General features: G+C 72.8%; 13 protein-coding genes. 8 read left to right on the forward strand and 5 right to left on the reverse strand.

The features are described from left to right. Nucleotides 1-30: 30 nt before the first annotated feature. Nucleotides 31-834, reverse strand: coding sequence for an HAD family hydrolase (locus tag WHN02_RS06790; RefSeq protein ID WP_350894324.1), 804 nt, complete (start codon nt 832-834; stop codon nt 31-33). A gap of 1,040 nt (nt 835-1,874) precedes the next feature. On the opposite strand from WHN02_RS06790, the gene WHN02_RS06795 reads away from it, so the two are divergent. Further along, entirely contained in the window at nt 1,875-4,139 is a 2,265-nt protein-coding gene (locus tag WHN02_RS06795; protein WP_434742556.1) for a hypothetical protein, read from the forward strand. A 40-nt stretch (nt 4,140-4,179) separates the two neighbouring features. Here the strand turns inward: WHN02_RS06795 and WHN02_RS06800 are convergent, their stop codons facing one another. Further along, nucleotides 4,180-5,121 (reverse strand): hypothetical protein, encoded by a 942-nt coding sequence (locus tag WHN02_RS06800; RefSeq protein WP_434742557.1) that lies wholly within the window; start codon nt 5,119-5,121, stop codon nt 4,180-4,182. A 395-nt stretch (nt 5,122-5,516) separates the two neighbouring features. On the opposite strand from WHN02_RS06800, the gene ssd reads away from it, so the two are divergent. After that, nucleotides 5,517-6,572, forward strand: coding sequence for a septum site-determining protein Ssd (ssd, locus tag WHN02_RS06805; protein WP_434743848.1), 1,056 nt, complete (start codon nt 5,517-5,519; stop codon nt 6,570-6,572). Next, the gene (locus WHN02_RS06810) at nt 6,572-7,777 is read left to right on the forward strand and encodes a TadA family conjugal transfer-associated ATPase (RefSeq protein ID WP_434742558.1); all 1,206 of its coding nucleotides are present in this window, start codon (nt 6,572-6,574) and stop codon (nt 7,775-7,777) included. Before ssd ends, WHN02_RS06810 begins: the two co-directional genes overlap by 1 nt. 279 nt (nt 7,778-8,056) lie before the next feature. On the opposite strand, the gene WHN02_RS06815 is transcribed toward WHN02_RS06810, so the two are convergent. Further along, nucleotides 8,057-8,347 carry a hypothetical protein gene (locus WHN02_RS06815; protein ID WP_434742559.1) on the reverse strand — a complete coding sequence of 97 codons (291 nt, stop codon included), beginning with the start codon at nt 8,345-8,347 and terminating at the stop codon, nt 8,057-8,059. Between the two features lie 206 nt (nt 8,348-8,553). Here WHN02_RS06815 and WHN02_RS06820 point away from each other — a divergent pair, with 206 nt between their 5' ends. From WHN02_RS06820 to WHN02_RS06840, 5 genes are all read left to right on the forward strand, one after another. Beyond that, nucleotides 8,554-9,381, forward strand: coding sequence for a hypothetical protein (locus WHN02_RS06820; protein ID WP_434742560.1), 828 nt, complete (start codon nt 8,554-8,556; stop codon nt 9,379-9,381). A 263-nt stretch (nt 9,382-9,644) separates the two neighbouring features. Beyond that, nucleotides 9,645-10,226, forward strand: coding sequence for a type II secretion system F family protein (locus WHN02_RS06825; RefSeq protein WP_434743849.1), 582 nt, complete (start codon nt 9,645-9,647; stop codon nt 10,224-10,226). A 24-nt stretch (nt 10,227-10,250) separates the two neighbouring features. After that, nucleotides 10,251-10,418 carry a DUF4244 domain-containing protein gene (locus WHN02_RS06830; protein ID WP_350894319.1) on the forward strand — a complete coding sequence of 56 codons (168 nt, stop codon included), beginning with the start codon at nt 10,251-10,253 and terminating at the stop codon, nt 10,416-10,418. A gap of 44 nt (nt 10,419-10,462) precedes the next feature. Continuing rightward, nucleotides 10,463-10,822, forward strand: coding sequence for a TadE family type IV pilus minor pilin (locus WHN02_RS06835; protein ID WP_434742561.1), 360 nt, complete (start codon nt 10,463-10,465; stop codon nt 10,820-10,822). Further along, complete coding sequence (locus tag WHN02_RS06840; RefSeq protein WP_434742562.1) at nt 10,819-11,307, forward strand: Rv3654c family TadE-like protein; 489 nt, start codon at nt 10,819-10,821, stop codon at nt 11,305-11,307. Before WHN02_RS06835 ends, WHN02_RS06840 begins: the two co-directional genes overlap by 4 nt. Before the next feature lie 193 nt (nt 11,308-11,500). Here the strand turns inward: WHN02_RS06840 and WHN02_RS06845 are convergent, their stop codons facing one another. Then, nucleotides 11,501-12,079 (reverse strand): hypothetical protein, encoded by a 579-nt coding sequence (locus tag WHN02_RS06845; RefSeq protein ID WP_434742563.1) that lies wholly within the window; start codon nt 12,077-12,079, stop codon nt 11,501-11,503. 250 nt (nt 12,080-12,329) lie between these two features. Continuing rightward, nucleotides 12,330-12,539 carry a hypothetical protein gene (locus WHN02_RS06850; protein ID WP_434742564.1) on the reverse strand — a complete coding sequence of 70 codons (210 nt, stop codon included), beginning with the start codon at nt 12,537-12,539 and terminating at the stop codon, nt 12,330-12,332. Nucleotides 12,540-12,550: the final 11 nt, after the last annotated feature.

Here is a 12,550-nt window from a genome sequence, read left to right on the forward strand (position 1 = left end):
TGCGGCAGCGGCCCCACCCGTGGAGGCGGGTCAGGAGGCGGAGGCGACCTTGGTGCGGCGGTGCCGCCCGTACCAGGCGATCCCGATCGCCACGCCGACCCCGACGCCGAGCGCCGCCGCAGCCACCGGAACGGCGGGCCGGTCCCGCAGCCGACGACCGACCGGCACCGGGTTGCGGAACTCCAACACCGGCCACTCGCACTCGGCGGCCAGCCTGCGCAACGCCCGGTCCGGATTGACGACCGTCGGGTGACCCACGCACTCCAACAAAGGCCGATCACTGTACGAGTCCGAGTAGGCGTACGAGTCGGCCAGGTCGTACCCCCGCTCGGCGGCGAGTTCACGGACCCCGTCGACCTTGCTCGCCCCGGCCGCGTAGAACTCCACCTCACCGCTGTACCGGCCGTCCTCGACAGCCATCCGGGTGGCGATGACGTCGGTGATGCCGAGCAGCGCCCCGATGGGCCGGACCATCTCCTCACCGGAGGCGGAAACCAGCACCACGTCCCGTCCGGCGGCCTGGTGCTCCTCGATCAGGGCGGCGGCCTCGGCGTACACGTAGGGGTTGATGAGCTCGTGCAGGGTCTCCGCGACGATCTGACGGACCTGGTCCACCTGCCAGCCCTTGCAGAGGGTGGCCAGATAGTCCCGGGTCCGGGCCATCGTCTGCTCGTCGGTCCCGCCCAGCCGGAACATCAGCTGCGCGTACGCCGACTTGACCACGTCACGGCGAGTGATCAGCCCGTCCCGGTAGAACGGCCGACCGAACGCCAACGCGCTCGACTTGGCGATGACGGTCTTGTCCAGATCGAAAAAAGCGGCACCTCGGCCCACGGCGCGAAAGTCTAGCCCGATCGTCGAGCCTCGGCGGCGGTCCGGGGTGGGATGCCGACCAGGAAGTGCGGAAAGGAGTCAGAATATCACCCTGACCAGTGACCGTCGTCACACTGAGCGAGTGGGAATTCGCAGGGAGTGGAGGTAACGCCACTCGACGTGTACGCCGTGCTCAGGCATGCTTGTCCGCAAGACAAGTTTCCGGGTTCCCGCCCCGGCCCAGGCCCTCGGTGGTCGCACCCCCCGTGACTACCGAGCAGGTTCGGCTCAACCCCCCCGGAGCCGAACCACCCGACGACCCCCGTCACCCCCCGACGGGGGTCGTCCCTTACGCGGAGAGCGCTTCCGCCCAGCTACCGGCCCCGAAGCATGGTCAGCGGGACCCGCTTCCGCGCCGAAGTCAGCGAATCGTCAGCGAAGTCCGGTCGTGCCCCACTCCGTGGCCATCGTCGGGTCAGTGTGCCCAGTCTGGTCCCGATGGGCAGAGGTCGCAGCCGTCGCGCTCGCATGGCCGGAAGCCCTTGGGGTGGAAGCTCGTGGGCCGCACGCATGTGCTGTCGAGCGTGCATTCGACGACCTCGGTCTCGTGGACGATGGAGGTGCCCTGGCAGAACTTCGAGGCGTCTACGCCGCGAGCCAAGCGGCCCATGAGCCCTCCAGGCCGAGTAGGTCGGGAATCCGTTTCAGACTATTCCCGAAGGTCCAGTCTCGGCCCGCATGACCTTGGCTGGTCGGTGGGTCTGGGCGTCCGGTACGGCAGGTGATCACGCTTGGTGATCCGGGTGTACACCTGCCTCGGGGGCCGGGGGCGTCCCTTTGGTGGTTTTTGTCATCGCATCGATGGGGAGTGGTTCTCGTCGAGTGGATGACCAGGGGTCCTCCATCGGTGTCCGACCAGAAGACCTCCGGCTGTTCATGATCATCCCGGGGCGGGTGGCTCCACTCTGTAGCCCTATCCTCTGTGCGGATCGGCATACCTGCGCCGACCTTCGACCACAGAGGTGGGGGTGAACGTGCGGGTCAAACCGATCGCACGTGTCATGATCGCGGCACTTGCCGCCACAGTCGTCACAGTCGCGGCGCCGGGTCCCGGTGCCGCCGCCCAGAGCCGTACGGTGCCGTCCGAGCGGGCGGTCGACCTCGGTGTCGAGGGGTTCTGGGAGATGGTCGTCGACTCGACGAACCGTCAGTTGTACTTCAGCACCGGGTCGATGGGTTCCGGGGTCCGGGTCACCGACCTGTCCGGTGGCTCCGCCCGGCAGGTCTCGATGCCGGACGCCCGGGGCATGGCGTTGAGCCCCGACGCGACGACGCTGTACGTCGCCCTCAGGGATTCCGACACCATCGTCGCGTTGTCGACCCGGACCCTGACCGAGACCGCTCGGTACCCGCTGGGACGTTCGGTCTGCCCGACCTGGCTGGCGTGGGCGGGAGAGAAGCTGTACTTCGGGTACGGGTGTTCGTCCGGGCGGGGTCTGCTGGGATCGCTCGACGTGCGTACCGAATCGCCCGAGATGACTTTCGGGCTTCCACTGGAGGGCACGCATTATCGGGAGCCTCTGCTGCGGACCAGTCCGGGCGACCCGAACCTGCTCCTCACCGGGGACCCGACCTCCGGTGCCGTGTACCTCCCGTCCCGGGTGACCCTGCACGACGTCTCGTCGGGTACGCCGGAGAAGCTGGTGGGTCTTCCCGCGAGCAGCTGCGACGGTCTGCACTCGGCGGCTCTGCTGCCGGACGCCACCCGGGTCTTCCTCGCCTGCACCCGTCACGACACCAGTGGTCACATGCAGATGGCCACGAACCATGTCGGATTCTCGACGGCTGACCTGTCGCCGGTGAGTGTGCACCCCTCGGGGCGGATGGCGACGGCCGTGACGACCTCACCGGACGGCTCGCTCGTCGTCGTCGGCTACACCGACGGGCATTCGGTGGTCCAGGTGCAGCGGCTGGACGGCTCCCTGGTGCACCGGTACGAGTTCCCTGCCCAGTCGCCTCTCCAACGGTACGGCCTCGCTGCCGGTCCGGACGGCACCCTGTACGCGGTCACCCGTGACGGCGAGCGTTGGCGGCTGTGGGTCTTGTCCGATTACACCAGGGGAGGCAGCTCCCTCGGAGTGTCGACGCCCGTCGGGAACCCGGACGGTTCGGTGTCGGTGCGAGGCACCCTCTCCTTCGACGGGGAGGCGGCCCCCGGACGGCAGACCGTGCGGGTGACCCGGCAGGCCGGGACCACGGTCCACCACCTGCCGGATGTCACCACCGATGCCGGGGGTGGGTTCGTCGTCTCCGACGTGCCGACCGACAGCGGGCCGCACACCTACTCGGTCACCTACCCGGGCAGCCCGACCCGGGTGGCCGCCACCGGTTCGGCGAAGCTCTGGGTGGACGGTGCCAACTCCTCGGTCAAGCTCACCGCACCTTCGTCGGCCACCCGGGCCGCGAAGATGACGGTCACCGGGCAACTGGCCTGGGTCGGTTCGGCTCCGCCCAGGCCGTGGACCCTGACAGTGGTACGCAAGGACGCGGCGGGTAGCGGTACCCTGCCGAGCGTTTCCGCTGCCGCGAACGGGACCTTCTCCTTCACCGACACCCCGCCGGTCGGTGGTGCCAACACCTACACCGTCGCCCTCACCGGGAACCGGCGGTACGCGGGGTCGAGTGGGTCGGCGACGGTGCAGGTGTCTCGGGCCGCCACGTCGTTGAAGGTCACCACGAACGCCGCCGACCACTCCTTCGGCGGGAAGGCTACGGTCACCGCCCAGTTGGGTACGACGTACACCAACCGGTCGGTCTGTCTGCACGCCCAGCAGCACGGGGAGTCCAAGTTCCAGCTCAAGTGCGGGAAGGTGAACTCCGCCGGAAAGCTGACCACCACGATGCTCGTGAACCGGCGTACGGTCTTCTCCGCGACCTTCACCGGCGACCACCGGTACGCGCCGGCGTCGGCCTCCCGGACGATCACGTCGAAGGCGATGATGACCTCGTCGGTGGTGAAGCCGTCCTACACCAAGTCGGGTTCGTACCGGGTCTTCCAGAAGAAGTCGAACCCGGTGACCAAGACGTGGGTGTCGCCGAACAACAAGGGTGCCTGCGTGAAGTACACGGTGCAGGCGCACCGGTCGGGCAAGTGGAAGACGGTGACCAGCGGCAAGTGCCGGACTGTGAACTCGTCGAGCCAGGTCACCTACACCTGGACGGGTTCCCGGGCGACCGGGGTCAAGTACCGGGTGCGGGCCACGCTCACCGCGACCACCCGGAACTCGACGTCGACGAGTGACTGGGAGTACTTCCGGTTCCGGTAGGACGACGGTGGCCCGGGTCGTCCGACCCGGGCCACCACGGTCAGCGGATGATCGCGACGGAGGTCGTCCGCCCCGGCTCGAAGCAGACCAACCCCCATCCGTGCCGGTTGGTGACCAGCCAGGGATGCCCGACGAAGGTGTGCTGCCGGTGGGTCTGTCCCGGTTCGATGGTCTCGTAGTACCGCCGGTTCCCACCGTGGTCCAGCCAGAAGATGCGTACCGGTTGGTGCCGTCGGTTGACGAACTCGACGTACGTCACCTGGCCGCCGTCGACCGAGCGCAGTGACCGTTCCCGCAGCGGTGACAGGGCCGCGAGCTCGGGTTTCGAAGATGCCGGCGGCCTGGTCGTGGCCGACGGTCTCGGGCTGGTGCTCACCGGCGGCCGGGTGGTCGGCGGTGCCTCCTCCCGGGTCGCGGAGGGCGACGCCGCAGCCGACTCGACAGCAGGCCGGGTGGTGGGCGACGCGGACGGGGTGGGGGACGGCTGCGGGGCCCGGGTGGACAGCGACGGTGCGCGCGCCGAGTCGACGGGCGGGTACGACGGCTCTGCCGCCATCGTCGTCGGGGCGAGGGACTGGGTGCCGACGATGGCGATCGGCGAGTCGGAGGCCGGTGGGGCGTCCGACGGCTTCGGGGCGGTGACGAAGGGCAGCAGCCCGATCGCCACGGCGGCGAGCAACCCGACGGCCACCAGCGCCGGCACCAGGTCCAGGCCACCCCGCTCCGACTCGGCCCCCGCCGGTTTCCCGGTGGGACCGCCACCCGGCCCGGACGCGGTGACCACCGGCGACTCGATGGTGTCGACTGTGAGCCGGACCAGGGGGGCGGGTGACTGGATCGGTCGGGGCGGCAGGGCCGGCGCCGGAATCACGGGTACGGGCAGGTGGGGGCGCGGCTCGACGGCTCGGGCCGGGGCGGCGGTCAGGAAGGCCCGGGGCCCGGGGGCCGGGGGCAGGAACAGCGACGGCGGGATCCGAGGCACCGGGTGGCTGCCCCGGACCGGAGTCCGGTCATCGTGTGGTGGGTGCGAGTCGGCGTGAGCGTCGTGCGGTGAATCCGCCATGAACCCCGATCCCGATTATCCGGTGTGCCGCCCTGCGTCGTCAGGGCCGGCTCGAAGAAGCTGAACGTGTGGTCAGGGGCGGCGAGGTCGGCCACGGCCCTGGCCTGGTGATCCTAAGCGACGACTCAGCGTCATACCAGATCCACTGCCGTCGTGGTTGTTGTCCACAGCCGACGAAGTTATCCACAGGCGGGCATCGGCGGGCGGCGACGTGACCGACTCCGGCGTCAGGGTGGGGCTCCTGTCACCCGTACCCGCTGGAGGCCGCGATGCCGCCCCGTACCACCGCTGCGCCGTCCCGGCGACCACTGGTCGTGACCGGCGACGGTGACCTCCTCGACAACCTGCTGCGGCTCGCCGCCGCAGGTGGCACCGAGGTCGACGTCGCCGCCGACCCGGCGGCTGCCCGGGCCCGCTGGCAGCCCGCCCCACTGGTCCTGGTCGGCAGCGACCAGGCGCAGGCCTGCCTACGGGCCCGGCTGCCCCGCCGACCCCGGCTGGTGCTCGTCGGCCGCACCGGTGAACTCGACCCCGGATGGGAGGTCGCCGAACTGGTCGGTGCCGAGCACGTCGCCACCCTGCCCACCGCCGAACCGTGGCTCGTCGACCGGCTCGCCGAGTGTGCGCCGGGCCAGGCCCACACGACCGGTCAGGTCGTCGCCGTGCTCGGCGGGCGGGGTGGTGCCGGGGCGAGCGTCCTCGCCGGTGGGCTGGCGGTGACCGCCGCCCGGGCGCGTCTGCGGACCCTCCTGATCGACGCCGATCCGCTCGGCGGCGGGCTGGACCTGGTCCTCGGTTGGGAACAGCTGGCCGGACTGCGGTGGCCGGCACTCACCGACGCAGACGGGCGGGTCGACCCGCCGACCCTGGTGGGTGCCCTGCCCAGCCGGGGAGACCTGGTGGTCCTCTCCTGGGATCGGGGTGAGCTGCTCAACCTTCCCGCCCCGGCGATGGCCACCGCCCTCGACGCGGCTCGACGGGGGCGGGAGTACGTGGTCGTCGACCTGCCCCGGCAACTCGACGACGCCGCCGTGATCGCCCTCCAGTCCACCGACCAGGCGTACCTGGTCGTTCCGGCGGAACTGCGGGCCACCGCCGCAGCGGCCCGGGTGGTAGCCGTCGCCGCTCCACACTGCGCCAGCCTGTCGGTGATCGTGCGCGGTCCGGCACCCGGCCGCCTGAAGTCGGCCGAGATCGCGAAGGTGCTCGGCCTGCCCCTGGCCGGGACCCTCCGCCCCGAGCCGGCGCTCAGCCGAGGCCTGGAACGGGGCGAGGCGCCGGCTGCCGCCGGACGGGGACCGCTCGCGGTCCTGTGTCGACGGCTCGTCGCCGAGGTGACCGGCCAGTCGACGGCGGCGGGGGTGGCCTGATGAGCGGGCGTCCCGACCCGCAGGCCCTCTCCGCCCGGGTGCGCCAACGGTTCGCCGCCGACGCCACCCCGGTGACCGCCGCCGCCGTCGTCTCAGCGGTACGCGCCGAACCCGCAGCCGCCGTCCTCGGCGACACGGCGTTGCTGCGGATCGCCGATCGGGTGCACGACGACCTGGTCGGGGCCGGACCGCTCGCCCCGCTGCTCTCCGACTCCGAGGTGACAGACGTACTCGTGAATGGAACTCGGGTCTGGGTGGACCGGGGACGAGGGCTGCAACAGGTGGCGGTGCCGGTGGGCACCGTCGACGACGTACGGCGGTTGGCCCAACGGCTCGCCGCCGGTGCCGGACGACGCCTCGACGACAGTGCCCCGTACGCCGACGCCCGACTGCCCGACGGCACCCGCCTGCACGCGGTCCTGCCACCGGTGGCTACCGACGGGCCGTACCTGTCCCTGCGGACCTTCCGGCAACGGCCGTTCACCCTCGACGAACTGGTCCGCCAGGGAACCGTCCCCGCCCCGGTGGTGCCGGTGCTGGCCGCCGTCGTCGCGGCCCGCCTCGCCTACCTGGTCATCGGCGGGACCGGTTCGGGTAAGACCACACTGCTCAACACCCTGCTCGGCCTGGTGCCGTCGACCGAACGGATCGTCCTGGTGGAGGACGCCGCCGAGCTGCATCCCGTGCACCCCCACGTCGTCGGCCTTCAGGCCCGGACCTCCAACGTGGAGGGCACCGGGGCCGTCGGGTTGAGCGACCTGGTCCGGCAGGCCCTGCGGATGCGGCCGGACCGGCTGGTGGTGGGGGAGTGCCGGGGCGCCGAGGTGGTCGACCTGCTGGCGGCACTGAACACCGGCCACGACGGCGGGGCCGGCACCCTGCACGCCAACGCCCCGGTCGACGTCCCGGCCCGGCTGGAGGCGCTCGGGCTGCTCGGCGGGCTGCCCCGGGCGGCGCTGCACGCCCAGGTCGCCGCCGCACTCCAGGTGGTCCTCCAGGTCCGCCGAGGTGCCCGGGGACGACTCCTGGAGTCGGTCTGCCTGCTCCTCCCGCAGCACCCGGAACGGCTGGTCACCACGGTCCCCGCCTGGGTACGCGGGCACGGGCCCGGCCCGGCGGCCGAAGCGCTCGCCACACTCCTTCGGTCGCGGGAGGTGCCGGTCCCGACGGTGCTCGGCGTGTCCGGCGGGCAGGGGTCGGCATGACCACCGGAGGTTGGGCGGTGGCGGTGGTGCTGCTCCTGGCGGTGACCCTGCCGACCTGGGCGATCGTCCGGGGCCGGTCCCGGACGACATCGGCCCCCGAGGCCACCCCTTCCGCGCGTGAGGCGTCGGACCCCCTCGTCACCTGGGTCACCGAGCTGCGCCGGACTCCGCCCCTCGATCCCGACCGGGACCGGGACCTAGACCCGGACCCGGACCCATCGAACCCCGCACCTGTCGTTCCACCGAACCCCGCACCGGCCGCCTTAGGGTCCACGCCGGTCACCCCACCACCCGTACCGGCCGCTCCACCGCCGTCACCGGCTGGTCGGCCCCCGCAGCCGGGGCACCGCGTCGCCCCACCCGTCTCCTCAGCCGGCCCCATCGGTGGGACGGGTCCGCTCGGTCGCCCCGGAGCACCCGGTCCGCGCCGCCCCGGCCGCTCCGGGCCGTCCCGGCCACCCGACCGGCGGGACTCGCGTCGGCCACCGTCCGTGGGGGTGTGGCCCGGTGTCCCGCTCTCCCCGCCGACCACCCCACCACCAGGGTCGCCGGTCGGCGGAGGACCCGCACCCTCGCTCACCTCGGCGGCCCGTACCTCCAGCCCGGCCGCCCGACGCGCCCCGACTGTGCCCCCGGCCGCCCCGACCTTGCCACCTGTCGACCCGAGCCCGACACCGGTCGGCTCGCCCCCGCCGCTGGCTGCTCCGCCCCTGTCACCGGTGGCTCCGCGCCTGGTGCCGGTAGCTCCGCCCCTGTCATCGGTAGCTCCGCGCCTGGTGCCGGTCGCCCGGAACCGGCGGGCCGACGCAGCCACCCCCGAACCCGTCCGCCGCCGACCTGCCCGGTCGTCCGCGCCCGCCGGGCCGCCGTCCGGCAACGCCCCACCCACGAGGGGCAACGCCCCACCTGCGAGGGAGGCCGTCGACGGTCCAGCCGGGACCGGTTGGCGTCCCCGGCTGACCCGGGCCGTCGGTGGGGTCGTCGACTCGCCGCGCCAGACCATGCTGGTCACCGGTCTCGTCGCCGCCGGAACCGGTCTGCTGCTGGCCGGTCCGGTAGCGGCGGCGGCCGCCGCCGGCTACGGCCTCCTCGGGATGCGGGCCCTGCTGCGACAGCAGGCCACCCGGCGGGCGGAGCGGGACCGCCGACGCCGCCTGGACCAGCTCTGCGGTCTCGCCGCCGACCTCCGGGCCGGCCTCCCCGTCCCGGTTTCCCTGCGCCCCGACGGCGACGACAGCTCCGACGACACCGACCGGATCGAGCAGTTGGCGGCCGCCGCCGTACGCCTCGCCGAACAGACCGGCGCACCCCTGGCCGAACTCCTCGAACGGGTCGAGGCGGACACCCGGGTCGGTGACCGGGGGCTGGCTTCGGCGGCGGCCCAGGCCGCAGGGGCGAGGGCGACCGCCTGGCTGCTCGCCGCCCTGCCACTCGGCGGCATCGGACTCGGGTACGGCATCGGAGTCGACCCGGTGGCGATCCTGCTGCACACGCCGATCGGGGCGGCCTGCACGCTCGCCGCCGTCGCACTTCAGGCCGTCGGCCTGGCCTGGGCAGACCGGCTCACCGCGTTGCCGGGGAGGGCCGGTTGGTGCCCCCGGTGACGGCAGTTCTCCTCGGCACGGCCGGTCTGCTGGTGACCGTACTGGCAGTGGTCTCCCTCCGACGTCCGCTGCGCCGCCTGCGTCGCCTCCGCGTGGTGGCCACCGGCGGTCCGAGCAGTGCGGTGGCCACCGGCGGTCCGAGCAGTGTGGTGGCCACCGGTCGGGGCAGCCGCACCAGCCGACAGGTCAGTCGGGGAGAACCACCGGCCGGTGCCGGTCCCCCTGCCCGACCTCCGTACGCGTGGACGGGGCCGCCCGACCGGATCCGGCTGGCCGCCCTCCTCGGCGGGCTGGCCGTGGCGGTACTCGTCGGTGGATGGCTGGGCTGGCTGGGTGCGCTGCCCACGGCGCTCCTCCTCGACCGTCTGCTCCGTCGGATCGAGCCACCGGCGGTTCGTCGGCGACGGATTCAGGAGGTCGCCGACCTGCCGCTCGCGGCGGACCTGTTGGCGGCGGTGTTACGGGCCGGTGCCCCGGTGGACCGGTCGGTGCTGGCAGTGGCAGAGGCGCTCGGCGGTCCCCTGGGCGAGCGGCTCGGCCGGGTCGGTCGGACGCTGCTGCTCGGCGGCGAACCCGACGAGGCGTGGGCGTACCTGTCCCCGATCCCGGGTGCCGAACGGCTCGTCGCCGCCGCCGTCCGTTCCTCGACCAGCGGAGCAGCACTGACCGGTGCCTTCACCCGGCTCGCCGACGACCTGCGCGCCGACCGATCCGTGGCCGTGGAGGCGTCGGCCCGACGGGCCGGCGTGCTGATCGTCCTGCCCCTCGGGCTGTGCTTCCTGCCGGCCTTCATTCTTGCCGGTCTGGTGCCGGTGATCGTCGCCGTCCTCGGCGACGTCCTCTGAGGAATCCTTCGAGAAGGGAACGACATGCGCAGAATCGCCGCCCGCCTGCGCGGGGACGCCGGAATGAACACCGCAGAGTACGCAGTGGGAACCCTGGCCGCAGTGGCCTTCGCCGGTCTGCTGCTCAAGGTGCTGACCTCCGACAGCGTGCAGGCGGCGCTGGGCGGGGTCATCGACCGGGCCCTGCAGTGATCCGGCGCCGGCAGGCCGGTACGCGTCGACCCGTACCGCGCGTCGTGTCGTCAGTGACCGGGGACCGGGGTTCCTTCACCGCCGAACTGGCAGCCGGCCTGCCGGCGCTCCTGCTGCTCCTGCTGACCGGGCTCACCGCCGTCGAAGCGGTGACCACGAAAGCCACCTGCACGAACGCTGCCCGGGAGGCGGCACTCGCCGCCGCCCGGGGTGGCGACGGTGAGGCGGCGGGGGCGGGTGTCGCCCCGATCGGTGCCCGGGTCACAGTCGAGGTCGACGCCGACGTGGCGACCGCGACGGTCCACGCCCCGGTCCGGACCCTCGGTGCCCGCCTACCCAGGCTCACCGTGACGGCGACAGCGGTCGCCGCCGTCGAACCCGGTGTCCCGGAGGTCTCCCCATGACCGCAGACCACCCTGGCCGCCCTCCGACCGTCGACCGCCCCCCGACGTCGCCCGGCGGCCGTTCCGAGGCACCGACCGGCAGGCGCGACAGCCGTTCCGAGGCGTCGCCCGGCGGCCGTTCGGAGGCGGCTTCCGGGAGGGGTGGTGACCGGGGTGGGGCGACCGTCTGTGTGCTCGCCGCCGGACTGGTCCTGGTCGTCTGCGGGACCTTCGGGGCGGCGGTCGCCACCGCCGCGATGGCCCGGCAACGGGCCGGGATCGCGGCGGACTTCGCGGCGCTCGCCGGGGCCGCGACCGTCGCCCAGGGACCGGAGGTGGCCTGCCTGCGCGCCTCGGCGCTGGCCGAGGCGAACGGCGGGCGGCTGGCCGACTGCCGGGTCGACGGGCTGGACGTGCAGGTGACGGCGGAGGTCACGGTGACCGCGCTACCCGGTCTGACCCGGACGGTGACGACGACCGCCCGCGCCGGGCCGGTACGCGCCTGACCCCGGTGCCCTGCGCTCGCAGGGCGGGCCGGGCGTCGCGGTCGGCCGGTGCAACCCGACTGCTCCGGCCGGACCCCGCGCGTGCTGCACCCTTCAATTCGCGACCGAGCACTCGGCCCTCCGGCCCGGGAGTGGCCGAACCCGGAGGGCCGGGGTGCCCCGCCGGCACGCGAGGCAACCCGGCCCGGCGCGGTCAGCGGCCCTGCAACGCGTCCAGCGCGATCGCCATGGCGATCACCAGGCGGCGGTCGATCTGCGGGTGCTGGATCTCCACCACGTACCTGTCGCGCAGGCCCCACTTCTTGATCACCGAGAAGACCGGCTGGCCGTCGGCGACGAAGTCGAAGTGGTACGGCAGCCAGGAGAGCGAGTCGACGAAGCGTCGCAGCACCGCCACCGGCATGCTCCGCTCCTGACCGGTGACGGCGGGCAGGCCGGGCTGCTCGACGTGCCAGGTCGAGCGGAGCAGGGACTGGGCGAAGTCCTTGCGGAACAGGCCGATCGGAGTGCCGCCGGCGTCGGTGACGTCGTACGTGGCGGCGAGGTCGAGCCGCTGCCGGGCCTTGAACCCGAGCAGGGGCTGCTGCTTGGTGTCGTCGGTGTACAGGGTCACCTGTTCCTTGAAGGCGAGCCGCTTCTGCTGCGCGAACGCGAGCAGCCCGCCCTCACCGCCGTCGGGGCCGACGGAGTGCACCTCGTACTGGTTGACCATCATCCGGATGCGCTGGCGGATGTGGAACTGGTGTTGGCTCTGCAAGAAGTCAGGCTGCATGAACGTCTCCTCCGAAGGGTGCGCCGGAGTCTTGCACAGCTCGGCGACCACGGTTGCCCCACGACACCCGAGGCCCTGACCACCCCGAGGCCCTGACCACTCGGAGGCCGCGACACCCCGAGGCCCTGACCACCCGCGAGGCCGCGACCACCCGCGAGGCCGCTCGCAGGTCGCGAGCACCCGGGGGCCCCGACCGGCCGCGAGGCCCCCGACCACCGCGAGGCCGTGACGTGACCACCGCCCTGGGGTGTCAGCAGCGTCCGCTGTCGACCCCGGCCCGCATGACGAAGGTGTTGAGGACCTGGTGGATGCTGCGGAGCCGCTCGCTGATCTGGTCCAGTCGTTCCGCCTGGGCCAGCGCCGCCATCGCGGCACCGAGCGCGATCTGCTGGTCGGGGGTGAGGTGTTCCTGGTCGATCGTGTAGAGCAGGTCGACGGTCTCGGCGATGGTGTCGGCCACGGCTCCTCCTC

The sequence above is a fragment of the Micromonospora sp. SH-82 genome, from assembly GCF_051132485.1.
Lineage (GTDB): Bacteria > Actinomycetota > Actinomycetes > Mycobacteriales > Micromonosporaceae > Micromonospora.

What these genes read in the sequence shown, in the direction of transcription:
- WHN02_RS06795 (WP_434742556.1), top strand. Translation starts at nt 1,875, where the DNA reads ATGATCGCGGCACTTGCCGCCACAGTCGTCACAGTCGCGGCGCCGGGT.
- WHN02_RS06810 (WP_434742558.1), top strand. Translation starts at nt 6,572, where the DNA reads ATGAGCGGGCGTCCCGACCCGCAGGCCCTCTCCGCCCGGGTGCGCCAA.
- WHN02_RS06830 (WP_350894319.1), top strand. Translation starts at nt 10,251, where the DNA reads ATGCGCAGAATCGCCGCCCGCCTGCGCGGGGACGCCGGAATGAACACC.
- WHN02_RS06840 (WP_434742562.1), top strand. Translation starts at nt 10,819, where the DNA reads ATGACCGCAGACCACCCTGGCCGCCCTCCGACCGTCGACCGCCCCCCG.
- WHN02_RS06845 (WP_434742563.1), bottom strand. Translation starts at nt 12,079, where the DNA reads ATGCAGCCTGACTTCTTGCAGAGCCAACACCAGTTCCACATCCGCCAG.